At 65.1% G+C, this 23,969-nt stretch carries 23 protein-coding genes and 1 pseudogene; 17 read left to right on the forward strand and 7 right to left on the reverse strand.

Annotated elements, in window-relative coordinates; translation table 11 throughout:
- The 9 genes and pseudogenes from QZ964_RS18250 to QZ964_RS18290 all read left to right on the forward strand — a co-directional run.
- Positions 1-176: pseudogene (locus QZ964_RS18250) on the forward strand (molecular chaperone DnaJ); the annotation flags it as partial.
- Between the two features lie 116 nt (positions 177-292).
- On the forward strand, positions 293-928 hold the full coding sequence (locus QZ964_RS18255) for a class I SAM-dependent methyltransferase (RefSeq protein ID WP_292533342.1): 636 nt from the start codon (positions 293-295) through the stop codon (positions 926-928).
- Positions 925-1,617: an orotidine-5'-phosphate decarboxylase gene (pyrF, locus tag QZ964_RS18260; RefSeq protein ID WP_292533344.1), complete on the forward strand. Its 693-nt coding sequence runs from the start codon at positions 925-927 to the stop codon at positions 1,615-1,617. The genes QZ964_RS18255 and pyrF overlap by 4 nt, the downstream gene beginning before the upstream one ends.
- Positions 1,618-1,626: 9 nt before the next feature.
- On the forward strand, positions 1,627-1,833 hold the full coding sequence (locus QZ964_RS18265) for a ChaB family protein (RefSeq protein ID WP_292533346.1): 207 nt from the start codon (positions 1,627-1,629) through the stop codon (positions 1,831-1,833).
- Positions 1,834-1,921: 88 nt separating this feature from the next.
- Complete coding sequence (locus QZ964_RS18270; RefSeq protein WP_292533348.1) at positions 1,922-3,142, forward strand: glycosyltransferase; 1,221 nt, start codon at positions 1,922-1,924, stop codon at positions 3,140-3,142.
- 38 nt (positions 3,143-3,180) lie between these two features.
- Positions 3,181-4,068: a squalene synthase HpnC gene (hpnC, locus tag QZ964_RS18275; protein WP_292533349.1), complete on the forward strand. Its 888-nt coding sequence runs from the start codon at positions 3,181-3,183 to the stop codon at positions 4,066-4,068.
- Positions 4,065-4,940 carry a presqualene diphosphate synthase HpnD gene (gene hpnD / locus QZ964_RS18280; protein ID WP_292533351.1) on the forward strand — a complete coding sequence of 292 codons (876 nt, stop codon included), beginning with the start codon at positions 4,065-4,067 and terminating at the stop codon, positions 4,938-4,940. The genes hpnC and hpnD overlap by 4 nt, the downstream gene beginning before the upstream one ends.
- On the forward strand, positions 4,937-6,178 hold the full coding sequence (gene hpnE / locus QZ964_RS18285) for a hydroxysqualene dehydroxylase HpnE (protein ID WP_292533353.1): 1,242 nt from the start codon (positions 4,937-4,939) through the stop codon (positions 6,176-6,178). Before hpnD ends, hpnE begins: the two co-directional genes overlap by 4 nt.
- A gap of 138 nt (positions 6,179-6,316) precedes the next feature.
- The gene (locus tag QZ964_RS18290) at positions 6,317-6,751 is read left to right on the forward strand and encodes a VOC family protein (protein WP_292533354.1); all 435 of its coding nucleotides are present in this window, start codon (positions 6,317-6,319) and stop codon (positions 6,749-6,751) included.
- Between the two features lie 48 nt (positions 6,752-6,799).
- Here the strand turns inward: QZ964_RS18290 and QZ964_RS18295 are convergent, their stop codons facing one another.
- Both QZ964_RS18295 and QZ964_RS18300 read right to left on the reverse strand, forming a co-directional pair.
- On the reverse strand, positions 6,800-7,603 hold the full coding sequence (locus tag QZ964_RS18295; protein WP_292533355.1) for a hypothetical protein: 804 nt from the start codon (positions 7,601-7,603) through the stop codon (positions 6,800-6,802).
- Positions 7,604-7,881: 278 nt separating this feature from the next.
- Positions 7,882-8,253, reverse strand: coding sequence for a Rieske 2Fe-2S domain-containing protein (locus QZ964_RS18300; RefSeq protein WP_292533356.1), 372 nt, complete (start codon positions 8,251-8,253; stop codon positions 7,882-7,884).
- Between the two features lie 162 nt (positions 8,254-8,415).
- Here QZ964_RS18300 and QZ964_RS18305 point away from each other — a divergent pair, with 162 nt between their 5' ends.
- From QZ964_RS18305 to QZ964_RS18315, 3 genes are read left to right on the forward strand one after another with little or no spacing between them, the layout of a single operon-like run.
- On the forward strand, positions 8,416-8,709 hold the full coding sequence (locus QZ964_RS18305) for a helix-turn-helix domain-containing protein (protein ID WP_292533358.1): 294 nt from the start codon (positions 8,416-8,418) through the stop codon (positions 8,707-8,709).
- A gap of 24 nt (positions 8,710-8,733) precedes the next feature.
- Positions 8,734-10,707, forward strand: coding sequence for a squalene--hopene cyclase (shc, locus tag QZ964_RS18310; RefSeq protein ID WP_292533360.1), 1,974 nt, complete (start codon positions 8,734-8,736; stop codon positions 10,705-10,707).
- A gap of 44 nt (positions 10,708-10,751) precedes the next feature.
- Positions 10,752-11,483, forward strand: a complete 732-nt coding sequence (locus tag QZ964_RS18315) for a phosphorylase (RefSeq protein WP_292533361.1) — start codon at positions 10,752-10,754, stop codon at positions 11,481-11,483.
- On the opposite strand, the gene hpnH is transcribed toward QZ964_RS18315, so the two are convergent.
- Positions 11,424-12,575: an adenosyl-hopene transferase HpnH gene (gene hpnH, locus QZ964_RS18320; RefSeq protein WP_292533363.1), complete on the reverse strand. Its 1,152-nt coding sequence runs from the start codon at positions 12,573-12,575 to the stop codon at positions 11,424-11,426. The genes QZ964_RS18315 and hpnH overlap by 60 nt on opposite strands.
- A gap of 318 nt (positions 12,576-12,893) precedes the next feature.
- On the opposite strand from hpnH, the gene QZ964_RS18325 reads away from it, so the two are divergent.
- Complete coding sequence (locus QZ964_RS18325; RefSeq protein ID WP_292533365.1) at positions 12,894-15,098, forward strand: hypothetical protein; 2,205 nt, start codon at positions 12,894-12,896, stop codon at positions 15,096-15,098.
- Positions 15,099-15,100: 2 nt separating this feature from the next.
- Here the strand turns inward: QZ964_RS18325 and QZ964_RS18330 are convergent, their stop codons facing one another.
- Entirely contained in the window at positions 15,101-15,919 is an 819-nt protein-coding gene (locus tag QZ964_RS18330) for a hypothetical protein (RefSeq protein WP_292533367.1), read from the reverse strand.
- Between the two features lie 129 nt (positions 15,920-16,048).
- Entirely contained in the window at positions 16,049-17,029 is a 981-nt protein-coding gene (locus QZ964_RS18335; RefSeq protein ID WP_292533368.1) for a hypothetical protein, read from the reverse strand.
- A gap of 100 nt (positions 17,030-17,129) precedes the next feature.
- Between QZ964_RS18335 and QZ964_RS18340 the strand changes: the two genes are divergently transcribed.
- The 4 genes from QZ964_RS18340 (at position 17,130) to QZ964_RS18355 (ending at position 21,331) form a co-directional block, all read left to right on the forward strand.
- On the forward strand, positions 17,130-18,032 hold the full coding sequence (locus QZ964_RS18340) for a 50S ribosomal protein L11 methyltransferase (protein ID WP_292533369.1): 903 nt from the start codon (positions 17,130-17,132) through the stop codon (positions 18,030-18,032).
- Between the two features lie 183 nt (positions 18,033-18,215).
- Positions 18,216-20,030, forward strand: coding sequence for an aminopeptidase P family protein (locus tag QZ964_RS18345; protein WP_292533371.1), 1,815 nt, complete (start codon positions 18,216-18,218; stop codon positions 20,028-20,030).
- Positions 20,031-20,089: 59 nt separating this feature from the next.
- A complete protein-coding gene (locus QZ964_RS18350) occupies positions 20,090-20,608 on the forward strand; it encodes a hypothetical protein (RefSeq protein ID WP_292533373.1) in 519 nt (172 codons plus the stop codon).
- Positions 20,609-20,716: 108 nt separating this feature from the next.
- Positions 20,717-21,331, forward strand: a complete 615-nt coding sequence (locus QZ964_RS18355) for a phosphatase PAP2 family protein (protein WP_292533375.1) — start codon at positions 20,717-20,719, stop codon at positions 21,329-21,331.
- A 114-nt stretch (positions 21,332-21,445) separates the two neighbouring features.
- On the opposite strand, the gene QZ964_RS18360 is transcribed toward QZ964_RS18355, so the two are convergent.
- Positions 21,446-22,039, reverse strand: coding sequence for a GNAT family N-acetyltransferase (locus tag QZ964_RS18360; RefSeq protein WP_292533377.1), 594 nt, complete (start codon positions 22,037-22,039; stop codon positions 21,446-21,448).
- A 208-nt stretch (positions 22,040-22,247) separates the two neighbouring features.
- Positions 22,248-23,393: a type III PLP-dependent enzyme gene (locus QZ964_RS18365; protein ID WP_292533379.1), complete on the reverse strand. Its 1,146-nt coding sequence runs from the start codon at positions 23,391-23,393 to the stop codon at positions 22,248-22,250.
- Positions 23,394-23,969 lie beyond the last annotated feature (576 nt).

Consider the following 23,969-nt stretch of genomic DNA (forward strand, 5'->3'; position numbering starts at 1 on the left):
TCTTGCGCGGGCGCGATCACGGCGATTTGCATGTGCAGATCAGCGTCGAGACGCCGCAAAAGCTCACCAAGCGCCAGAAGGAGCTTCTCGCGGAATTCGAGGAGGAATCCTCGCACGACACCCATCCGGAGGAGACGGGCTTTTTCGCGCGGATGAAGGATTTGTTCGGGGGATAGAGGCTAACGACGCGCCGCGTTGTGTTCGGCGCGCCGCTCTCCTATCATCCGTCCGACGGCCCTCGACAGCGGGGGCCGTTTGCGCGTTTCCATCGCGCCGATCGGGAGGGAGCGTCTTGTCGCATAGATCGCAGAAAGCCGGCGGGCGCGCGAACCTCGTGGATAACGCGCGCTTCATCCGTCAATGGATCGAAAATCCGCGTCTCATCGGCGCGGTCTCTCCGTCCGGGCGCGCGCTGGCCAAGACGATGGCCGGCTTCGTCGAACTGGAAAAAGACGGACTCATCATTGAACTTGGTCCCGGCACCGGACCGGTGACTCAAGCGCTCATTTCCCGCGGCATCGCGCCGGAGCGCCTTGTGCTCGTCGAATATGAGACCCGATTTTGCCATTTGCTTTCCGAGCGCTTCCCCGGCGTCAATATCGTCCAGGGCGACGCCTATGGCCTCAAGGCGACGCTCGCCGGCAAAGTTCCGGGAAAAATCGCCACCGTCGTCTCCAGCCTGCCGCTCCTTAACCGGCCGGAGCGCGATCGCGTCGAACTGCTCAACCAGTCGTTCGAGATGATGGGCGACGATGGGCTCTTCATCCAATTCACCTACGGCCTGACCAAATCGCCGATGCCCATGCACGCGCATGGCGTCAAAGGCGCCTATGTCGGCAAGGGATCGCCGCCGATCGTGCTCAATATTCCGCCGGCGCGAGTCTGGCGCTATCGCAAGGCCGGTCACACCGGAAAGCCGAGGGCGTGACGGCGCGCGAGCGCCTAATCGTCGCGCTCGACGTCGAAAGCGTCGCCGACGCCCGCGCTCTTGTTGCGGCGCTCGGCGAGACGGTTTCCTTCTTCAAAGTCGGCATGGAGCTCGCTTACGCGCCGGGCGGCTTCGATTTCGCGCGCGAATTGAAAGCCGCGCAAAAGCGCGTCTTTCTCGATCTGAAGCTCCACGACATCGGCGTCACCGTTGAGCGCGCGACCCGTCAGGTCGCCCGGCTCGGCGTCGACTTTCTCACCATCCACGCCTTCCCTCAGACGATGGCTGCGGCGCGCCAGGGCGCGTCGGAGGGCGCGCTCAAGCTGCTCGCGGTGACGGTGATGACGTCTTACGACGACGACGATCTGAAAGAAGCGGGCTACGCCTGCGGCGTCGCCGAGCTTGTCGCGCGCCGCGCGCGGCAGGCCAAGGAACAAAGGATCGACGGCCTCATCCTCTCGCCGATGGAGCTTACGGCCATTCGTCCCATCGTTGGCGCGGACATGCTGCTGGTGACGCCAGGGGTGCGGCCTGCGGGCGCCGACATCGGCGATCAGAAGCGGGTAATGTCGCCGCGACAGGCGATCGCCGCCTCCGCCGACTATATTGTCGTCGGCCGGCCGATCACCCGCGCAGCCGACCCCGCAGCGGCCGCTGAGGCCATCGCGCGCGAGATCGCGGGAGCCTGAGGCCGCGACATGCCCTACGCCAGCAACGGCGACCTGCCCGAAAATCTCCAGCGCATCCTGCCCGAGCACGCCCAGGACATTTATCGCGAGGCGTTCAACCACGCCTTCGCCGCCCATCGCGGCGATTCGCGGCAGGAGGAGGCGGCGCATCGCATCGCCTGGGCCGCGGTCAAGCGCAGCTACGTCAAGACCGAGGCGGGCTGGGCGAAGCGATAGGGCTGCGTGAAGGCTCGAAGGCGCTCTGGTTTAGCTTGAACGCGAGTGATAGAACGCGGTCTGCGTCGAATCCTACCCTGATTCGCCCATGCTGGCTGTGTTCATCTCCATTATCGGGCTATTCGCCTGGCTCTATCTGATTGCGCTGCGCGGCGCATTTTGGCGGCTGACCGAGCATGACCGGAACCTCGGCGGCCATGCCCCGACGCACCACCTGTCCCAGGTCGTAGCGATCGTTCCGGCCCGGAACGAAGCCGACGTCATCGAAAAGAGCCTTGCGTCGCTGTTCGCTCAACAGTTCCACGGCCAGTTCGACATCATTCTGGTCGACGACGAGAGCGACGACGGCACCGCCGAAGCCGCGCGCCGCTGCGCCGCCGCGCATGGCGCATCCGGCCGACTGACCATCCTCTCGTCGCGCGGACCTGACGCGGGCTGGACGGGAAAGCTCTCGGCGATGCAGCGCGGATTCGATTACGCGCGGAGGCTGCCGGTCGAGCCCGACTTCGTGCTGTTCTGCGACGCCGACATCGAATTTGCGCCGCCTGTGCTTGCGCGTCTCGTTTCCGGGGCGACGGCGCGCGGCGCTGTTCTGACCTCGCTGATGGTCAAGCTGCGCTGCGAAAGCGTCGCGGAGCAGTGGCTCATTCCGGCCTTCATTTTCTTTTTTCAGAAGCTCTATCCGTTCCGCCACATCAATGATCCGGACCATGCGGCGGCGGGCGCCGCCGGAGGGGTGATGCTGGTGCGCCCCGAGGCGCTTGCGACCGCGGGAGGCTTTCGCGCCATTCGCGGCGCGTTGATCGACGATTGCGCGCTCGGCGCGCTGATGAAGGCGCAAGGGCCGATCTGGCTGGGACTGACCGGAGACGTTCATAGCCTGCGCGCCTACCCGCGCCTTGCCGACATTTCCCGAATGGTCGTGCGCTCGGCATACGCCCAGCTCAGCTATTCGCCCTGGCGTCTCGCCGGGGCGCTGTTCGGCATGGCGGCCGCCTATCTCGCGCCGCCCTATCTGGCGCTTTTCGGCGAATCGCCAGCCCGGGAGACGGCGCTCGTCTCCTGGCTCCTGATGGCGCAGGCCTATATGCCGACCTTGCGCTTTTACGGCCTGTCGCGGCTGCGCGCCTTTGCTTTGCCAGGCGTCGCGGCGTGCTATACGTGGTTCACGGTTGAATCGGCTTGGCGGCACTTCTGCGGACGTGGCGGCGAATGGAAGGGCCGCTATCAGGCGCCTCGCGCGCAAGTGGCGGCGCAGCGATTCGAAACGTCCGACGAGATCGAGGCGAGCCGTGAAATCGAGGTTTGAGGGCGCGCGAGCGCCGTGGAGCGATAAAACGGCGTCATATGGACCTTGCGCGGACGAGTTCGGGAAAGACCCATCGCGACGAAAATTTTCCGGTCGCCTCCTTTCTGATTGCGCCGCGCCATCGCGCGCCGATCCTCGCCTTCTATGATTTCGTTCGCGCCGCTGACGACATCGCCGATCATCCCACGCTCGCCGCGCAAGAGAAGCTTGATCTGCTGGACGCGCTCGACGCCGCTTTGATGGGAAAAGCGGAAGAGGATGCGGAAGTGGCGCGCCGCTTGCGTGAAACATGCCAGGAGCGGGGCCTCGATCCGCAGCATGCGCGCGACCTGATTACCGCCTTCAAGCGCGACGTGACGCAGCTGCGCTATCGCGACTGGGACGATCTCGTCGACTACTGCCGCTATTCCGCCATGCCGGTGGGGCGCTTCGTCTGCGATCTCCATGGCGAGGACCGCGGTCGGGTGTGGCCGGCCAACGACGCGCTCTGCGCCGCGCTGCAAATCATCAATCACCTGCAGGATTGCGGAAAGGACTATCGCAGCCTCGACCGCGTCTATCTCACGCAAGACGCGCTCACGGCGCACGGCGCCTCCGTCGACATGCTTGCGCAGGACAGCGCGCCACCGCCGCTGCTGGCGACGATTCGCGACCTGAATGAGAAGACTGCGCATCTTCTGGCGCAGTCGCGTCCCTTCGCCGATCTGCTCGACGACACGCGGCTCGCCATGGAGATTGGCGCGATCCAGACCCTCGCCGAGTACCTCGTGGCGCGGCTCAACGTCGCCGACCCGCTCCGCGACAAGGTCCATGACGGTAAGTTCAGCTTTGCGCTCAAAGGCGCGACGGGCGCCATCGGCGCGCTGCTTCGGCGAATGTCGCGTCCCCGCCTGGCTTCGCCTGCCGTCCCGAGAACGCGCCAATGACAACGGAGGCGCTTGCCGACTCCGCGATGCTGCGCACGCGCGCCATCGCGACCAGGAGCTCCTTTTATCTCGCGATGCGCATCCTCGAGCCGCCCCGGCGCGACGCGATGTTCGCCATTTACGCCTTCTGCCGCGCCGTCGACGACATCGCCGACGATGAGGGCGACCGCGCCGTTCGGCGCGCCGCGCTCGACCAGTGGCGCGCCGACCTTGATGAGCTTTACGCCGGTCGCATACGCGCACGCGTGAGCTTTCTCGCCGAACCCGTCCGCCGTTTCCGTCTCGACCGCGCCGATTTCGAGTCGGTGATCGAAGGGATGGCGATGGACGTCGACGAGGATATTTGCGCGCCTGAGTGGGAAAAGCTCGAACTCTATTGCGATCGGGTCGCGAGCGCCGTCGGACGACTGTCGGTGCGCGCGTTCGGGCTCGTGGACGAGGAGCCGAACGCCGAATGCGAACTACCGACCGGCCCGAAACTGCTCGCCTATCACCTCGGCCGGGCGCTGCAGCTTACCAACATCCTGCGCGACCTCGACGAGGACGCCGCCCGCGGACGCCTGTATCTGCCGCGCGAGGCGCTCGAAGGCGCCGGCATGACGACCTTTGCCCCACACGCCGTGCTGTCGCATCCCTCACTTGAAGAGATTTGCACGCCGGTCGTCTGCCGCGCGCGGGAACATTACGATCAGGCTGATCTGGTGATGGCGGGCCTGCCGAAGCGCGCCGTGAAAGCGCCCTATCTGATGGCCGCCGGCTATCGCTCGATCCTCGACAATCTCACCGCTCGCGGCTTTTCGGCGCCGCGCGCGCCAGTGCGGGCGTCGCGCCTGAAACTCATCAGCGCCTTCTTGCGCCACGCCTTCACGTGAGGGAAACGATTCATGTGGTCGGCGCGGGCCTCGCCGGGCTCGCTTGCGCGCTGCGCCTTGCCGACGGCGGCCGTCGCGTCGCGCTCTACGAGGCCGCGCGCATGGCGGGGGGACGCTGCCGCTCGTATTTCGACGCGACGCTCGGCCTGACAATCGACAACGGCAATCATTTGCTGCTCTCCGGCAATGCGGCGGCGCGCGATTACGCCGAACGCATCGGCGCGAGCGACGCGCTCGTCGGCCCTGACGAATGCGTCTTCGATTTTCTCGACGCCCGCACGGGCGAGCGCTGGAGGCTGCGTCCCAACGCCTCGCGCGTTCCGTGGTGGATATTCGTCGCAAACCGCCGTGTCCCCGGCGCCGGACCGCTCGCCTATTTCGACGCCGGCAAGCTGCTCTTCGCCAAGAAGGGCGCAACCATCGGCGAAACCATGCGCTGCCGCGGCCCGCTGTGGGAGCGGCTTTGGCGCCCGGTTCTGCTTTCCGCGCTCAACACCGAACCTGAAGAGGCGTCCGCTCTACTCGCCGGCGCCGTGCTGCGCGAAACACTCGCTGCGGGCGGCGACGCCTGCCGCCCCATGGTGGCGAAAGGCGGACTCGGCGACGCCTTCATCGAGCCGGCGCTGCGCGCGCTTCGCGCCAAGGGCGTCGAGCTGCGCTTCGGGGCGCGTCTGCGCGAAATCGCTTTCGACGACTCTCGCGTCGCCGCGCTGCGTTTCGGCGACGCGGAGGCGGCGCTTGGAAAAGGCGACGCGGTCGTTCTCGCGACGCCGCCGTGGATCGCCCAGGAGCTTGTGCCCGGTCTCGTCGCGCCGGACGATTTTCGCGCGATCGTCAATGCGCATTTCAAGATCGCGCCGCCGCCGGGTCAGCCGCTGCTTATCGGCATGATCGGAACGCTGACCGAATGGCTGTTCGCCTTCGACGATCGCCTCTCAGTGACGATCAGCGGCGCGGATCGCCTGATCGACGAACCGCGCGAAGCGCTTGCGGAAAAAATCTGGGCGGAGGTCTCCGCCGCGACCGGCCTGCCGGCGGAATTGCCGCCCTGGCAGATCGTGAAGGAAAAGCGCGCGACCTTCGCCGCGACGCCGGCGCAGGAAAAGCGCCGGCCCGATGCCAAGACGTCGTGGACCAATCTATGGCTTGCCGGCGACTGGACGAATACCGGCCTGCCGGCGACGATCGAGGGCTCGATACGCTCAGGGTACAAGGCGGCGGAGTTGGCGGGCGCCTGAGGCGGCCGGCTCCGACTGCCCTGGCTGGTTCAATAGTCTCTCGGGGACAGGATCTGAGTCTCGAGCTTGCGACCCGTGTGATCATCGGCCCAATCGATCCGAACGAATTCGGTCATTGGCCGAGCCGGAGAGACCTCCATGGTGAAGAATTTTGACCATCTGACAATCGTCGTGCGCGACGTCGACGCCGCCAAAAAATTCTTCGCGCTGCTGGGCTTTGCCGAGGCGATGTCGATCGTCATCTCGGGGCCGCCTTTCGACAGCTACATGGGCGTCCCCGGCCTGAAGGCCGAGCACGTCACTTTGGTTCTGGAGAATGTTTCGCCGCGAACGGAAATCCAGCTCCTCAAATATCTTCACCCGGAGCCCCTGCCCGATCCCGCCATTCGCGACCTGCACAAGATCGGCTTCAATCACGTCTGCTTCGCGGTCGACGACATCGAAGCCGAGGTCGCGAAAATCACGGCCGCCGGCTTTCGGACGCGAAACGACGTCATGAATTTCCACTCCCGCAAGCTGGTCTTCATTGAAGGGCCTGAGGGCGTCACTGTCGAACTCGCGCAGTGGGTCTGACAGACGGCCAGCGAGCGGGCGCAACTTTTAGCCCGCCCGCTGTCGAACTTACGCAGCCTTCTTTTGCAGTTGGGCAATATAAGCCGTCGCTTTTTCGACGAGCGCGGCGATCCGCTTCTGCGCGACCGGCAGATATTCCCTCGCATGGAAAAGGACCGGCTGCAGCTCGCTTAGCGCCTTTTTCGGCAGCGGATGCGTCTTCAGCTTCGTCCACTCGGCCGGAACATCGAGATTCGCGAGCCAGGCGCGCGCCTTCTCGGTCATCGGATGCGCCTTCAGCTCCTCGAACCTACCCTTGAAATCGACAGTCGCGAGATAGGCCAGCGCCTGCTTCAAACCTTTCTCGGCATGCATGCGCGCAACGGGGAGATATTCGACAAATTTCACGGCAAGGCGTTCGATCTCGCGCAGCGCCGTTTTGGTCATGGGATGCGCCTTCAGCTCTTCGAACTTGCCCTTGAAATCGACGGTCGCGAGATAGGCCAGCGTCTGTTTCAGACCCGCCTCGGCGTAATTTCGCGCGACAGGGAGATATTCGACGACGCTTACGGCGCCGCGCTTCGCCACGCCGAGGGCGGTTTGCGTCAGCGCATTCGCCTTCAGCAGGGCGTAGACTCGCGCGTTCAGCGCGCGCAGCTCGGCTTCGAGCCGCAAAACTTTATATTCCTGTTGCCTGAGCTCATTGGCCGCGCCGTCATGCAGCGCGCTGACGCGCTCCATCTCGGTCCCGGCGCGCTGCAACTCAGTCTCGAGATAGGTCACATGAGCCCTGATGGCGTCGACCATCTCAAACGAAAACTTGCCGGCCTCGAGGTCAGCCAATGCGCGTTCGCCATCCGTTTTGGTAGCCATGCCTAATCCTCCAACGCCCCTTGAGCGACCATCGGCGGCGGATGGTTAAGACTTCGTTTCGATTGAGCGAAAACCGAGTGTTTTTCCAACGGGCTGCCGCGCGTCCATCGGCGAACGGAAACTTCACAGCGCCGGCGAACCCGGTGAAGCTTGCGATCTCGGGCTACGGCGCATCATTGGCGATGAAGGCGTCGGGATCGACATGAACGATCGCGAGACTGAGTGGTTGCTTGCGCTTTTGCAGTTCCGCCATATCGCTCATATGAGCTCTCCTGCGCTCATTCTTCAGCAAGCAGCACGCCGGTGAGGCAAACGTCGCCCTCGTCGATGACGAGCTTGATCGGCGTCAGGCGCTGACCCTGACAGGGGCCGATGAAGCAGTGGCCGGTGTCGATGTCGAACTGCGCATGATGCGTGCCGCATTCGAGGAAATTGCCCTCCTCGTCCATGAACTGGCCGGGATTGACGTCGAGCCGGCCGCCTTCATGCGGACAGGCGTTCTCGAAGCCATAAAAGTTGTTGCCCTTACGGGTGATGAGGATCGGATAGGGCGCGGCGTCGCCGCTCTCCTCGGCGCGCATCAGCACGAACCCAGTGGCTTCGGCGTCCTCGATCTCGTCTGTCCGGCAAATCACATAAAGCTCGTCCATCGGTTCACCTTTCGGACAAAGTTGCGCGCCACGCCAAGATGGGCGCGCTTTCCGAAAGGCGTAGCAATCGACGAGCCAGAAGCGACTTGACGATATAGTCAATTCACTATAGCCAATGCGCTCGGCGCGACCGCGCCACACGGCCCTCCACACGCCACGATCATGATCGAAGACTCGACCGCCGCTCAAACGACGCCTGCCAACGACCATTTCCTGAAGGCGCAACTCGTCCGCAAGATCGAGGCGCTGTTGAAGGAGCGGGGATTGAAACAGGTGCAAGCCGCCGAACTTTTCGGCGTGAAGCAGCCGGACGTATCGAAGCTGCTGCACGGCGATTTCCGGCAATTCTCGCTGGAGCGGCTGCTGCGATTTCTCGTCGCGCTGGGACAGGACGTCGAGATCGTCGTGAAACCACATCGTGAATCGGCCAAGGCGGCGACGCTCAGCGTCGCCTGACCCGAAAACATCAAAGGAATTGCGATGAACGCCGCTGCGCGCATTGACGATCATTTCACCGCCGTGTCGACCGAAGCGCTCGAGACGAGCATCCAGAACGCCAAACGCGCGCTGTTATCGCTTCGCAAGGAGGACGGACATTTCTGCTTCGAGCTCGAAGCCGACACCACCATTCCGGCCGAATATGTGCTGATGCGCCATTTCCGCGCCGAGCCGGTCGACGCGGAACTCGAACGCAGGATCGGCGTCTATCTGCGCCGCTGTCAGGGCGACCACGGCGGCTGGCCGCTCTTTCCGAACGGGCGTTTCAACATCAGCGCCAGCGTCAAGGCCTATTTCGCATTGAAGATGATCGGCGACGACGTCGAGGCGCCGCATATGGCGCGCGCCCGCGAGGCGATCCTCGCCTATGGCGGCGCGGCGAAAAGCAACGTGTTCACGCGTTCGCTGCTCGCGCTCTACGGCGAAATTCCGTGGCGCGGCGTGCCGGTGATGCCGGTCGAAATCATGTTGCTGCCGAAGTGGTTTCCTTTCCACCTCGACAAGATTTCATATTGGGGCCGAACTGTTCTCGTGCCGCTCCTTGTGCTGATGACGAAAAAACCTCGCGCGAAGAATCCGAAGAACACTCACATTCGCGAACTCTTCACGACGCCGCCGGAAGAGGTGAAGGTGTGGCCGAAGGGCGAACACCAGACCTGGCCCTGGGCGGATATTTTCGGGCAGGTCGACAGGCTGCTGCGCCTGATCGAGCCGCATATGCCCAACGGGCCGCGCGAGCGCTCGATTGAACTCGCCGTGGAATGGACGACGGAACGCCTGAATGGCTTCGATGGGCTGGGCGGCATCTTCCCGTCGATGGTCAACAGCCTGCTGATGTATGACGTGCTCGGCGTCTCTGACGCCGACGCGCGCAAGCAACGGGCGCGCGAGGCGATCGAGCGGCTGCTCGTCGTGAACGAGAATGAAGCCTATTGCCAACCCTGCGTTTCGCCGGTGTGGGACACGTGTCTGACGGCGCACACGCTGCTTGAAACCGGCGACGAAGACGCCCGCGACGCCGCCCGCGCGGCCTGCGAATGGCTTGCGCCCCTGCAAGTGCTCGACGTGAAGGGCGACTGGGAGGCGACGCGGCCGGACGTTCGGCCCGGCGGATGGGCGTTCCAATACGCCAACGCCTATTATCCGGACGTCGACGATACCGCGGTCGTCGTCACGGCGATGGATAGGCTGACGGCGAATGACGCGGCACGGCCCTACGATTCGCGCATCGCCCGCGCCAAAGAATGGATCGTCGGCATGCAATCGAAGAACGGCGGTTGGGGCGCCTTCGACGCCGACAACACCTATCATTATCTCAACCACATTCCCTTCGCCGATCACGGCGCGCTGCTCGATCCGCCGACGGCTGACGTTTCGGCGCGATGCGTCTCCATGCTGGCGCAGCTCGGCGAGACGATCGAATCGAACGACAGTCTCAAGCGCGGCGTCGATTATCTCCTCAAGGAGCAGGAAAAGGACGGCAGCTGGTTCGGCCGCTGGGGCGCGAATTACATCTACGGCGCGTGGTCCACGCTTTGCGCGCTCAACGCCGTCGGCCTGCCGCACGATCATGACGCTTACCGTCGCGCCGTCGCCTGGCTTGTCGCCATTCAAAACGACGACGGCGGCTGGGGCGAGGATCTTTCGAGCTACAAGCTCGATTACAAGGGCTATGAACAGGCCCCGTCGACGGCGTCGCAAACGGCCTGGGCGCTGCTCGGGCTGATGGCCGCCGGCGAAATCGACCATCCGGCCGTGGCGAAGGGGATCGCCTATCTGCAAGCGACGCAGAGCGACGGCGGCCTGTGGAACGAGGCGCGATTCACCGCAACCGGTTTTCCGCGCGTCTTCTATTTGCGCTATCATGGCTATGGAAAATTTTTTCCGCTCTGGGCGCTGGCGCGCTATCGCAATCTGACGCGGGCCAACAGCAGGCGCGTCCAGGCGGGGCTTTAATGGAACTTTCCTAAGCGGCGAATGCGGCGTTGGCGGGAGAAGCGATGGCGCGCGATTATAGCCGCAGAAGTACCGCCAGGCTCGACGCGCTCGCGCCGATTCTCGTCGTCGTTGGCATGAAGCGCGAGGCAGCCTGCGCGGCCGGCGAAGGCGTCACGACGCTGTGCAGCGGCGCGAATTCCGCGCATCTTCGGCGCCGGCTGGACGCGCTTGGCGGCGCTGAGTTCTCCGCCGTCGTCAGCTTCGGACTCGCCGGCGGCCTCGATCATGCGCTGCGGCCCGGCCATGTCGTGGTGGCGGACGCCATCGTCTCGGGAGAGGCGCGGCGCGACACCCATTCGCGTCTCTCATCGGCGCTGATGAAAGGCGCGGCCGCGGCGGGCTGTAAAGTTGCGCCCGGCGCGATTATCGGCGTCGATGCGCCGGCGATGCACCCCGCCGCCAAGGCGGCGCTGCGCGAAGGCGCGCGAGCGGTCGCCGTCGATATGGAGTCGCATCTCGCCGAATACTTCGCGCGGCGGCGCAATGTCCCTTTCGTCGCGCTGCGCGCGATCAGCGATCCGGCGGCGCGTGCGCTGCCGCCGCTTGTCGCCAAGGCGCTGACGCTTGACGGCGACATCCACGCGCTGGGATTAGCGCGCGAACTCATTCGCCGGCCGCATCAGCTTGGAGGAATGATCCGCGCCGGCCTCGACTCGCGCGCCGCCTTCGTCTCGCTAGGCCGCTGTGGACCGTTGCTGGGCCCGTTGCTGCGCCTCATGCTCGCGGAGCTCTGAGAGTTTCGCGACATTCTCGTCGAAGACATATTCGGCCGGGCGCTGGTTCTCCAGCGAAATGTCCGGCGCCATCGGACCTTCGGTGCGCACGCCAAACAGCGCGACGGCGGCCGCTCGCCAGGGGCGGCGGACCGAGTCGGCGACGGCGGTCGCCTCAAAACCGCAATGGACCATGCAGTCGGCGCATTTTTCGTAATTGCCGACGCCATAGGAGTCCCAGTTGGTCTCTTCCATGAGCTTCCTGAAGGTCGGCACATAGCCCTCTCCAAGCAGATAGCAGGGACGCTGCCAACCGAACACGGTGCGTAGCGGCATCCCCCAGGGCGTGCAGCGGTAGCTGACGTTGCCGGCGAGAAAATTCATGAACAGCGACGATTGGGTGAAGTCCCATGCCTTGCCGCCGCGTCCGCGCCTGAGGATGGCGCGGAACAATTCCTTGGTGCGCGTGCGGTTGAGGAAGTGAGTCTGATCCGGCGCGCGCTCGTAGGCGTAGCCGGGCGAAAGCGTCATGCCGTCGACGCCGAGCGCCGAGGTCGCGTCCAGAAACTTGGCGACGCGCGCCGGGTCGGCGTCGGAAAAGAAGGTGCTGTTGGTGGTGACGCGGAAGCCCTTCGACTTGGCGAGCTTGATTGCCTCGACGGCGCGATCGTAGACGCCGTCCTGGCAGACCGCGTGGTCGTGCATTTCCTTGTCGCCGTCGAGATGAATCGACCAGGTGAAATAGGGGCTCGGCTTGAAGAGATCGATCTTCTTGGCGAGCAACAGGGCGTTGGTGCAGACGATCGCGAATTTGCGCCGCGCAATGATGCCTTCGACGATCTGCGGCAGGTCCTTGTGCAGGAGCGGCTCGCCGCCGGCGACCACCACTACCGGCGCGCCGCATTCATCGACCGAGCGCAGCGCGTCCTCGACCGACAGCCGCTTGTTGAGAATATGGTCGGGATAGTCGATCTTGCCGCAGCCGGCGCAGGCGAGATTGCAGCGGAACAGCGGCTCCATCATGAGAACGAGCGGATAGCGCCGCACGCCCGTGAGGTGCTGCTTGAGCAGATAGACGCCGATTTTCGCAATATAGCGGAACGGAATGGCCACGGCTGACCCCTTGATGACTTGACGGGTTCAAGGCCCGTCAGCGCGAGTCGCGGCCGAACGGCCCAGCCGCAGACAGTCAAACTGGGGCTCTAGCACGAATCATCGAGCGAGGGAAAGCGGGCGCCGCGGCGGGTCAAGCTACGGCCAATCGACAGTGAGCCGTCAAGCGGATTTTTCCCGGCGCAGCGGCGAAAGTCACGCCCTTGCGCCGGAGCGCAAATCCGTCTCAATTCGCCGGCAACTTCGGCAACCGATGTTTCATATAGAGGGAGCGGACATGCGCAGCCGGCCGGTTCCAGCGTCAAGAGCGCCTGCGCGATGACAGCCTCCACGCAGCAGGCGCGCGCTCCCGATTCGACGCCGCCGCGACGAGGCTTCGGTATTTTCGACGCGCTCGCATCGCCGCTCGTGCGCCTGTGGCGGGGCGATCTCAACCTCGGCCGCGTCGGCATGGCCGCCGCCCTGCCGGTCCTCGCCTGGGTGTTCTACACAACCTCCTCCGGCATGATCGACATCATGCAAAAGGAGCCCGGCGACGTGATCGGGATCGCCGGCACGCTGATCGCGACGACCGCCGTTCTTACCATGCTCGCCGCAACATCCTGGTCGCTCGGCGTCGATCTCGCCGCGCTCATCGCACGGCGGCGGATGGCGCGTGAGCGCATGATCATCAAGACCGGCGTGACGGCGCTGGTCTTCGTCTTCGTCTTCTCGATCTCCGCCTTCTTTTCTTTTACCTTTTACTACAACAACATTTTCAAGCTCTCTTCCCGCAAGATCGTCGCCGAGCTACAGCCGATGGAGCTTGCAACGGAAGTGATCCTGCCGGCGACAAAGGAAATCGCCGCCGCCTACGAAGCGTCCTCGGCGCGCATCGCCGAGACCCCAAGCTACAAGACTTATCTCACGTCGATCGACGGCCTCATCGACACCGCGCGTCAAGCCGGGCCGGCGCTGCGCGACGCCATACGAAAGCGGCAGGAGGCGCAACAGGCGGTGATCGCGCAGGCCGCGAGCCAGGCCGCGGCGGAGATGGAAAACGCCCAGGCGGCGATGCGTCAGCTCGAGGATGCGCGTGGCGAGATCGAGGCGCTGGAGCGCAGCATCGCCGACCTCGACGCGGTCGTGAAAGCGAAACAGGATGAGATGGCGTCTGCGGCTGCCGCCGTGCGTCAGGAAGAACAGCTCGCCATCGACGCCGCGCACGGGCTCGACGGCATGGGCGCGTCCTGCGGCCCAAACTGCCGCGCGCATCGCGACAAAGCGGCCGAAGCAATGAAGCGCGTCACGGCGCTGCGGCAGACGCTCGCCGGCCCGGCGAACGAGCGCGCCAACGCCGTGAAACGGCGCGACGCGCTGACAGCTCAGACGATCACGCTGAAACTCAAAGCCGAGGCTGCAAGCGCCGCATCGACGCGACCAACGCCAAAGAGCGAGGCCGCGCTCGACCTCGACGCGACGGTGCGCGATCTCGCGGCGCTGCGCGACCAGCTGCGCATGGATCCGCGGTGGCGCACGGTGCGCGAAGCAAAGCCCCTCTGCGAACCGATTTTTGCAGCGGCGCGGCAATCGAACGCCCTGCCGGCAAGCGTTCCGCGCGACTTCACATGCGAGCCGCAGGGCGAGGCGCGCGATTTGCTCTCGGCGCGCGACGAAACGATCGCCGCGCGCGCCGCCTTCGACAAGAAATGCGGGCTCGAAACCGGGTTGCGCGACGAGCTTTCGGCGATCGTCGCCAAAATCCGCGCGGCGCCGCCGTCCGATCGGGCCGCCGCCGCCAATGGCTTCAACGAAGCGAAGACTCTCATTGACGCTTGCGTCGTCTCCGGCAAGACGGCAGGCCTCTCGGAGGACGAGCTGCGCGAGCTTTTGAAGAAAAGCGACGCCTATCTGCGCACGCATAGTTCCGAGCGCAACAAATTTGAATTGGCGCGCGAGGCCTTCTGGAGCTTCACCCCCGATTCGACCATGGCGATCTGCGTCGCCATGGCGCAGGACGCGTTTCTGTTCATCATGAAGTTCCTGTCGGAGATTTTCAAACGCGGCTATGACGCGCGCGAACGGCGCCAGTTCGCCGCGCCGCTCGACCTTTCGGACGACGAGGACCAGCCGACCGACGTCCGCGCGATGAAGGCGATCCTGCGCGCCGCGCGTCCGGTTCACGGCGACATGAGCGAGATCAACCCCGCGGCGGAAGCGATTTCGGCGCTGTCGCCCAACGTGCATGACAATATCGTCGCCATCCTCAATCGGCTCGTGCGCGACGAAATCGCTCATGTCGACCGCAAAGGCGCCTATCTGGTCGACAATGTCACGATCGCGCAGATCGAAGCGCGGCTCTTCTCGGCGCTGAAGCCGCGCGCCGCGCGCGCCCTGCAGCATGCCGCCGACGGCGCGGCCAACGGTCCGCGCGCCTATTACTCGGACGCCGGCGCCGCCCATCTTCCGCGCCGGCGCTGCGGCGCGCTCGAGCGCTATCTGATCGCCGAACCAGGGCAGATGGACAGGCGCCCGTCAGCGTAACATCAAGCGGCGACGGAGGTCCGAGCGGCCGCCCGCAGCGAAGGCAGGTAACGCAGGCAAAGGCCCTGCGACTCGTGACGCAGGCCGGAAACGACGCTGATCTCACGCCAGCGTGGATAGCTCGCGGGCAGGAATTGCAGCGCCAGACCGACGGCCCTGAGAAACGCCGCCTCGCTTGCGAAGTCGTCGGCGCCATAGGTCAGCGTCGCGTCGTCGCCGGTTTCGGCGCCGCGCGCCAGAAATTCCAAAGTCGGGGCCGCCCAGTGCGTCTTGTCGAGCGCGTCCTCGAGCGCGCCCCAGACGTCCTGCGGATCAAGCACGCGCACCACGTACCGCGCCGGCGCGGCGCTGAAGCGCACGCACTCGGCTTCGCTCGCTAGGTCCGGAAGCGCCTCTAGTTCGGAGCCCGCCATGGCGAGCAGCGCCGCCGGATGTCGCCGCCAATCGGCCGCGGCCACGCTCCACACGGCGCTCTGCTGATAGAGGCGCCCGTGGCCGTCGTCTCCGTCCTCAGGGCGAAACCGGGCGCGCAAAAAGATCGCGCGGCGCGAATCTGGCTCTGGCGAAACGCGCGCGAGAAAGCACCCGCGCCGGCGCGCGCCGGGATCGACCAGATCGGGCTCGAATCGGCGCAGCGCCATGAGCCGCGGCGGCGAGAGCAGCCGGTCGTCGGACGACCGCAGATTCTGGCTGCGCAACGTCACGCCATAGCCTTCCGCCGCCGGAACGCTCAACGTCGCGCCAGAAGCGAGCTTTCCATAGTGCAGCCGTTCCAGAGAGACTTCGGCTGTCTGATCGCCTTGCGGGGCCGCCCGATGCATCGCCCGTCCTTTCGCGCGGAAAGTCCACGCGTCAGGCTAGCCGCATATCCTTAATCAGGGATTGACGCGCGGAAAATGAAGTCGGCGGCAAGTCCCCGGCCCAAGGGAATTGGCTTTTTCAATGTTTTTTCAGGCGCTCTCCTCGAGGCGGGCGTCGAGTTGCGCATAGGAGAAGGTGAAGGCGCTGTCGTGCCCGAGCGCGGCGTAGAGAAACGGCTCGGCGGTGAGAAACGGCCGCCAATATTCATTGTAGGCGCGGGCGCCTTCGAGGCCGGCGCGGCGAAACCGGCGCTCGCCGGGTTGATGCGGATCGATGTTGGGGTTTTGAAAGCGCTTGACGAAGCCATAGGCCGAGCACACCGTGAAGCGCACCGCTACGCCGCCGCCGTCGGGCGTTTCCATGGCGCGCAGGCGGTCCAGCCATTGCACGGTGCGCAGCGATTTGCGCAAGACGTGCAATGCGACCGCAGGATCGCAGGCGTAGGTGAAGGCGCTCGGCCCGAGCCGCGCGAACAATCGCTCATATTGCGAGAAGACGACGACAAGCCGCTTCAGCTTCTTTTCTGGCGCCAGCGCCAGCCGATCGATTAGACGCGCCAGATTGCCGGACCAGCCGGAATCTTCCAGCCGCACCAGCGGCAGCACGATGATGACCGACTCCGCGTCAAGCATCTGTTTGGCGAGCTTCGCTTTGACGTCGTTTAAAATCGCCACTTCGGCACCGTCGGGCGGCACGGCGATCTCGCCCGCCGAATCGATAATTTCGAGCAGCCATGGTCCGCGCAACACGACCGCCGGCGGCGCTTCGCCATTCACCGTCAGGCGGAAGCGATACTCATAAGTGTCGAGCGTGTCGGTGGCGACGCCGCCCTCGGCGAAGTCGCGCCGCAGCCGCTCATAGTCGCCCTGTTCGACCGAGAGCAGATCGGCCTTCTTGGGCTCGACGCCCTCGGCGTAGAATTCCGCCTCGGTGACGGGCTGCAGCCCCGGGCGCAGGCGCGGCGAATAGCCAAACGCGCTCTGCGCGACGCAATCGACGAGCGAGGCGAGCAGCGACGACTTGCCGCCCTTCTTGGGTCCGATGAGACAAATCGAAAGTCTTTCGGTCATTCACGCCTTCAATTCATAGGGCCGTCGAGGGCGCGACAATATAGGTCGAGCCGGCCCGGCGAAAGGTGACGCGCGGGCCGGCCCCGTGCTAAGCGCCCTCATGATTGAAGGCCTTCCGCCCAACAACGCCAGCCACATGCTGCGCCTCGATTGCGACGAAAAGCGCGCCCGCGCCGTCGCCGACCTCATCGTCGAGACCTTCGATCCGACCGAAACCGCCGCCGCCGCCTTCGAGCTGGACGGCGGGCCGCAATGGTCGCTGGAAGTCTATTTCGCCGATGCGCCCGACGAGGCGCTGATTCGCGCGCTGATCGAAGCGGCCACAGACGCCGAAACGGCGCGAGCCGTGCGCTTCTCGACCGTCGCCGAGCAGGATTGGGTCGAAAACGCTCTCGCCGGACTGGCCCCGGTGCGCGCCGGCCGCGTCCTCGTGCATGGCGCGCATGACCGAGCGCGGCGGCGCGCAAACGACATCGGCGTTGAAATCGAGGCCGCGCTCGCCTTCGGCACCGGCCATCACGGCACGACGCTGGGCTGCCTCAAGGCGCTGGAACGAATCGCCAAGCGCCGGCGCCCGACGCGGATTCTCGACGTCGGAACCGGCACGGGCGTGCTTGCCATCGCAAGCGCCCGCCTATTCCGCCAGCGCATCGCCTGCGGCGACATCGATCCCGTCGCGGTCGCGACGGCGCGCGCCAACGCAAGCGCCAATCGCGCCGGCCCCTATGTGCGGCCCGTCGTCGCGACGGGGCTGCGGCATGCGGCGCTACAAGGCGAATATGATCTGATCTTCGCCAATATATTGGCGAGGCCTTTGCGCCTGCTTGCGCCCGAGATCGCGGGCGCCGCGGCGCCCGGCGCCGAGCTTGTGCTTTCAGGACTGCTGGCGCGCGACGTTGGCGGCGTGCTCGACGCCTATCGCGCCCAGGGCTTTTTCCTTTTCGAGCGGCGCGACATCGACGGCTGGGCGACGCTGGTGCTGAGGCGCGGCGGAGTTGGCTAGCGTCCTCCCTGCGCCTTCCCCGCGGAAGTGGGAGAGGGAACGCTCCGAGCCGCAACGCCTCTTCGCCAACGCGCAACATGCTCGCAGGCCCGCATTCTGCTCTCTCCCCCGCGAAGCGGAGGGTTGGGGAGGAGGATCGTTCGAGCCATTGCCCATCGCGCGTTACGTGCATAGGTTGTGCGGATGTTCGAAGCGAAATTCCAGACCTTCGCCGACGACGCCTCGCGCGGCGACGGCGCGGCGCGCCTCAAAGCGCTGCGCGCTGAACTGAAGCGGCAGGGGCTCGACGGCTTTCTCGTGCCGCGCGCCGACGCGCATCAAAATGAATATGTGCCCAAATGCGCCGAGCGGCTCGCCTGGCTCACGGGCTTCACCGGCTCCGCCGGCTTCGCCGTGGTGCTGGAGAAGGAGGCGGCGATCTTCATCGACGGCCGCTACGTCATTCAGGTGCGCGGCGAGATCGACGCCAAGCTGTTCAAGCCGCTCGACATCGCCGAGAAGACGCCCGCCGTTTGGGTCAGCGAACACGCCAAGGAAGGCGCGCGCATCGGCTATGACCCGTGGGTGCATGCCAGCGCGCAGATCGAGCGCTTCACGAAGACGCTCGCCGAAAAGAAGATCGAACTCGTCCCGCTCGACATAAATCCGATCGACGCGCTTTGGACCGACCGTCCCGCCGAGCCGAAAGGCGCGGTGACGATCCATCCGGCGCGTTACGCCGGCGAGAGCGCCGGCGCCAAGATCAAGAAGCTGCGCGCGGCGCTGAAGGACGCCGACGCCGCGCTGATGTCCGATCCGCATGCGATCTGCTGGGCCTTCAACATTCGCGGCGCCGATGTGGCGCATACGCCGATCGCGCTGTGCTTCGCCCTGCTGCCGAAAGAAGGCGCGCCGGCGCTTTATATCGACGGCGCGAAGCTCGCGCCGACGACGCGCGCGGCGCTTCAAAAATTTCTCGACCTGAAAGCGCCCGAATCGCTCATTGACGATCTCGTCGAGGCCGGCAAGCGCGGCGCGACGATCCTGTTCGATTCGGCGACGGCGCCGGCGAAGCTCGTCGAAACCTTGCGCGCGGCCGGCGGCAAGCCGCGTCTTGCCGACGATCCGGCGACGCTGCCCAAAGCGATCAAGAACGAAACGGAACTCGCCGGCGCGCGCGCAGCGCATATTCGCGACGGCGCGGCGCTGACGCGCTTTCTCGCCTGGTTCGCTGAAGCCGCGCCGAGGGGCGGATTGACGGAAATTTCCGCGGCGCAAGCGCTCGAAACCTTCCGCCGCGAGAACGGCGACCTGCGCGACATTTCCTTCCCGACCATCTCCGCCTTCCGCGAACATGCGGCGATCCCGCATTATCGCGTGACCGAAAAAAGCAATCTCAACATCGGCCGCGGCGTCTATCTCGTCGATTCCGGCGCGCAATATCTCGACGGCACCACCGACGTGACGCGCACGCTCGTCGTCGGGCCCGCGTCGAAACAGCTGCGCGAACATTTCACCCGCGTGCTCAAGGGCCATATCGCCATCGCCCGCGCGGTGTTCCCCAAAGGCGTCTCCGGCGCGCAGCTCGACGCTTTCGCACGCCGCGCGCTGTGGGAGGCGGGCCTCGATTTCGATCACGGCACGGGACACGGCGTCGGCGCTTACCTCTCGGTGCACGAGGGGCCGCAGCGCATTTCGAAGCTCGGCGCGACGCCGTTGCAGCCGGGCATGATCCTGTCGAACGAGCCTGGCTATTATCGCGCCGGCGAGTATGGGATCCGGCTTGAAAATCTCGTCATTGTCGAGAAACGCGAGATCAAGGGCGCCGAACGCGAAATGTATGGGTTCGAGACCATCACGCTTGCGCCTTTCGACTTGAATTGCGTCGAGCCGAAATTGCTGACGCCGGAAGAGATCGACTGGCTTAACGCCTATCACGCCAAGGTGCGCAGAACGCTGTTGCCGCTTGTCGACGCCAAGACGCGCAGATGGCTGAGAGAGGCGACGAAAGCGTTGTGACGATATCGAAGCGGCTCGCTTCGATCTGTTGAGACGCTGGTCGCTCGGAGAAGAATGTCATGAGCATTGACGCTGAGCCGACTCCTCATGACTCGATCGCCGCTTTGGCCGGCGAGGCCTTCGCCAACGCCGTCACCACGCTGGCGCGCGGACAAACGCTGACGCCCTTCGGCGTGGCGCGGTCCAACGCCGGCGTCGACCGGCCGCAGCAATTCGTCGTCAGCGAGGCCGGCAAGATCGACATCGCCGAAAGCGTCGAGGCGGCGCTGCAATGGCTGGAGGACGAAGCGCCAAACGCCGACGTCTGCCTGATTATCCTCGACGGCTATTTCAGCAGCGAGGACGGCCGCATCGACGCAGTTGTCGGCCGCGCGCTGTCGTTGAAGCGACAGTTGATGGTCGAAATCGCGCTGCCCTATGAGAGCGCCGAAGACGACGAAGGTTTCGAATTCTCAGACCCGCAATATCGCTTTTCCGGCGTCGCCGAAGACGGCGCGGCGATCGAAACAGTCAACGTCGACGCCGACGCCTTCGACGCCGTCTTTCGGAACGCCTTCGCCAAACACGCGCCGGCCTAGCGCCGTCACGCAAACATCACATTACCGTCATGCAACCTCTATCTCACCGTCATCGAAACGCAGCCTCCGCGTCGCGAAACCGCAGCCTCACGCGCGTAGCCTTGCGTCATGGCGTTCACATCGGACCAGCTGGCGAAGCTGACGCGAGACGCGTCATCGGAGCCGCAAACAGCCGCCGCCGTCGCCGCCGCCACATGGGGTCAACGCCTCATCGCACTGGACCTAGCGACGGTTCATCTCTTTTCGCGTACGGCGCGTTCGGCGCTCGGCAAATTCCTCGCCATCGCCATCAGCAAGCTCGGCAATGGCTGGATCTATCTTATCCTCGCGCCGATCGTCCTCATCGGACTCGGCTGGCAGGGGATGCATGTCGCGGCGCTCGCGGGATTGAACGCGGCGCTCTTGCACATGCTCTATCCGCTTATCAAGCGGCGTTTCGGACGCAAACGCCCCTTCCAGACCGATCCGCGGCTGCCCTCGCTGTTGCGCACGCTCGACGATCACTCTTTTCCGAGCGGCCATGCGATGACGCTGACCGGCGTGCTCGCGCCCATCGTCATCGCCTGGCCGGCGACGACGCTTTCGGCGGGCCTGCTCCTGCTGTCGATGGCCTGGTCGCGAATCGCCACGGCGCATCACTATCCAAGCGACGTCGCCGCCGGCGTCGCGCTGGGCGCCGGCCTCTCCTATCCGCTCGCGCGCGGCATTCTCGCCTATTGGTGAGCGTCGAGCAGGCTCCAAAAAGGTTGCAGGACCTTTTCGATGAGAACCTGCTCCAACATTCCATTTTTGAGCGATTCCCTATCGATCACATGTTCCATGCGATCCGGAAGCGCTCTAAGCCGCCTGCGGCAAGTCGAGCGCGGGCGCAAACGCCGGAAGCACGCGCCCCTGCGCGCCGTTTAGCGCCCCTCCGACAAGCTCCAATCCGAGAAAACGCGCGCGCTCGACCGGACCCGGCATCGTCAGGCGCTCCGTGAACCGCCGCTCGAAACCAAAGCGCGCATAGTAAGGGGCGTCGCCGACGAGCAGCACGGCGCGATGGCCCAACTCAGCGGCGCGGGCGAGCGATTCTTCGATCAGCGCCCGGCCGATCCCGAGCGCGCGATGCTCCGCCGCGACGGCGAGAGGACCAAGCAGCAGCGCCGCACGGCCGCCGGCGCGAACCGGCCACAGCCGCAGCGTGCCGATGAGCGCGCCGTCATTGTCGGTCGCCACCAGCGCGAGACCCGGCGCCGGCACCGATCCGACGCGCAGCCGCTGACAGGTCTTCAGGAATCGCGCGGGACCAAAGGCGTCGTCGAGCAGGGATTCGCGAGCGTCTACATCGCTCGGCGCTTCGTCGCGAATCGCAAACGCCGAAGGGGCGAGCGCGACCGGCGCGATGAGCGGCGCAGGGGCTTGATCGGGGCATACAAGTTCAAAGGCCATCTTTTCCTCCCCTCAAGAAGGACAAGCGACCCTCGCGCCTGGCGCATGACGCGCCCGCCGAACGGGACTGACAGTAGTGTGAGGCGAATCCTTCTCCCGCTTGCGGGAGAAGGTGGCCCTCGCTTCAGCGAGGGTCGGATGAGGGCCCTCACCCGTCACGCGTTCCGCGTGACACCCTTTTCCGCGAACGGGAGAGGGTGAGCGCCGCTCAGATCACATGAGTCTCGAGCGGCGGGAAGCCGTTGAAGCCCACGGCGGAGTAGGTCGTCGTATAGGCTCCGGTTCCTTCGATCAGCACCTTCGCGCCGATCTCGAGCGAGATCGGCAGCTGATAGGGCTGCTTCTCGTAGAGCACGTCGACGCTGTCGCAGCTCGGGCCGGCGATGACGCACGGACTCGTCGGGGCGCCGTCCGCCGGCGTTCGAATCGGATAGCGGATCATCTCGTCGGTCGTCTCGGCGAGCCCGTTGAACTTGCCGATGTCGAGATAGACCCAGCGGATTTCGCTGTCTTCTGCGGACTTCTTCGAGATCAGCACGACTTCCGCTTCGATCAGCCCGGCGTTGCCGACCATGCCGCGGCCCGGCTCGATGATCGTTTCGGGAATGCGGTTGCCGAAATGCTTCGAGAGCGCGCGGAAGATGGCGGCGCCGTATTGCTTCACTGCCGGCACGTTCTTTAGGTATTTCGTCGGAAAGCCGCCGCCGAGATTGACCATCTGCAAATTGATTCCGCGCTCCGCGAGTTCGCGGAAAATGTCTGCCGCGGACTGCAGCGCGCCGTCCCACATGCGCGGATTCGTCTGCTGCGAGCCGACGTGGAACGACACGCCATAGGCGTTAAGGCCCAATCGATGCGCATGTTCCAGGACGCCCGTCGCCATCTCGGGGACGCAGCCGAACTTGCGCGACAGGGGCCATTCGGCGCCGGAGCCGTCGCACAGAATGCGGCAGAAGACCTTGGAGCCCGGCGCGACGCGCGCGATCTTTTCGACTTCCGCCTCGCAGTCGACCGCGAACAGCCGAACGCCCAGCGCATAGGCGCGCGCGACGTCGCGCTCCTTCTTGATCGTGTTGCCGAAGCTGATTCGATCCGACGGCGCGCCGGCCGCGAGCGCCTGCTCGATCTCGACGACCGAAGCCGTATCGAAGCACGAGCCGAGCGAAGCGAGCAACGAGAGCACTTCCGGCGCAGGATTGGCCTTCACCGCATAGAAGACGCGCGTATCCGGCAGCGCCTTGGCGAAGCCGATATAGTTTTCACGCACGACGTCGAGATCGACGACGAGGCAAGGTCCGTTGTCGCGCCCGTTGCGTCGGCGCTCGGCGAGGAATTCGAGGATGCGGTCGGTCATTGTGGCCCCCATGCGCGGCGAACCGCGCCCAGAATCGTGAGCGTCAACGGACACGCCACTCCGTTCGCCCGCGCGCGATGGAGACGCGACGAACGTTGGGTTTAGCTGTCCAAGGCCGCGCGAGCGCAAGCGCTCACACGGCTGGTTGATGCGCCGTAGACTGACCGATGCGAAATGATGCGCGCCTGAGCGCACACGCTTCCGCGAGGACAGCCATCGATTGGAAGGGGAGAATCCCAATCCGCACGCCCGGCAAGAAAGACAAGCCTCTTCGGTACGCCGACCTTTGGAGGGTCGACAGAGACGAAAAAGCCCGGTCCGTCGTTGCTTTAAGTCGCGATCCTCCGCAGAGACGGAGTTCGCCGGTTCGCCTCCGGCTGCCGGTTTTACGCTGGCGGTTGACCGGCCTCTTGTCCGGATCCCCGCCCACCGACACACGACCACAGGCACGTGCGATTTGGGCAAGGACTTAGATACGCGCTTTTGCCGCTGTGACAAGCGGTTTTTGCGGCGAGCGATTATTTTTCCGGCGAGGTTGGCAAAGTTGTCGCATCGCGCGCCCTCAGGGCGCCCGCT

Source organism: Methylocystis sp., from assembly GCF_021731785.1.
Lineage (GTDB): Bacteria > Pseudomonadota > Alphaproteobacteria > Rhizobiales > Beijerinckiaceae > Methylocystis.

Bases quoted from the DNA above. Each gene is read 5' to 3' on its own strand.
- QZ964_RS18270 (WP_292533348.1), top strand. From the start codon at position 1,922: ATGCTGGCTGTGTTCATCTCCATTATCGGGCTATTCGCCTGGCTCTAT.
- hpnC (WP_292533349.1), top strand. From the start codon at position 3,181: ATGGACCTTGCGCGGACGAGTTCGGGAAAGACCCATCGCGACGAAAAT.
- QZ964_RS18345 (WP_292533371.1), top strand. From the start codon at position 18,216: ATGTTCGAAGCGAAATTCCAGACCTTCGCCGACGACGCCTCGCGCGGC.
- QZ964_RS18350 (WP_292533373.1), top strand. From the start codon at position 20,090: ATGAGCATTGACGCTGAGCCGACTCCTCATGACTCGATCGCCGCTTTG.
- QZ964_RS18355 (WP_292533375.1), top strand. From the start codon at position 20,717: ATGGCGTTCACATCGGACCAGCTGGCGAAGCTGACGCGAGACGCGTCA.
- QZ964_RS18300 (WP_292533356.1), bottom strand. From the start codon at position 8,253: ATGGACGAGCTTTATGTGATTTGCCGGACAGACGAGATCGAGGACGCC.
- QZ964_RS18315 (WP_292533361.1), top strand. From the start codon at position 10,752: ATGGCGCGCGATTATAGCCGCAGAAGTACCGCCAGGCTCGACGCGCTC.
- QZ964_RS18265 (WP_292533346.1), top strand. From the start codon at position 1,627: ATGCCCTACGCCAGCAACGGCGACCTGCCCGAAAATCTCCAGCGCATC.
- QZ964_RS18360 (WP_292533377.1), bottom strand. From the start codon at position 22,039: ATGGCCTTTGAACTTGTATGCCCCGATCAAGCCCCTGCGCCGCTCATC.
- QZ964_RS18365 (WP_292533379.1), bottom strand. From the start codon at position 23,393: ATGACCGACCGCATCCTCGAATTCCTCGCCGAGCGCCGACGCAACGGG.
- QZ964_RS18305 (WP_292533358.1), top strand. From the start codon at position 8,416: ATGATCGAAGACTCGACCGCCGCTCAAACGACGCCTGCCAACGACCAT.
- shc (WP_292533360.1), top strand. From the start codon at position 8,734: ATGAACGCCGCTGCGCGCATTGACGATCATTTCACCGCCGTGTCGACC.
- QZ964_RS18340 (WP_292533369.1), top strand. From the start codon at position 17,130: ATGATTGAAGGCCTTCCGCCCAACAACGCCAGCCACATGCTGCGCCTC.
- hpnD (WP_292533351.1), top strand. From the start codon at position 4,065: ATGACAACGGAGGCGCTTGCCGACTCCGCGATGCTGCGCACGCGCGCC.
- QZ964_RS18295 (WP_292533355.1), bottom strand. From the start codon at position 7,603: ATGGCTACCAAAACGGATGGCGAACGCGCATTGGCTGACCTCGAGGCC.
- QZ964_RS18325 (WP_292533365.1), top strand. From the start codon at position 12,894: ATGACAGCCTCCACGCAGCAGGCGCGCGCTCCCGATTCGACGCCGCCG.
- QZ964_RS18335 (WP_292533368.1), bottom strand. From the start codon at position 17,029: ATGACCGAAAGACTTTCGATTTGTCTCATCGGACCCAAGAAGGGCGGC.
- QZ964_RS18290 (WP_292533354.1), top strand. From the start codon at position 6,317: ATGGTGAAGAATTTTGACCATCTGACAATCGTCGTGCGCGACGTCGAC.
- QZ964_RS18330 (WP_292533367.1), bottom strand. From the start codon at position 15,919: ATGCATCGGGCGGCCCCGCAAGGCGATCAGACAGCCGAAGTCTCTCTG.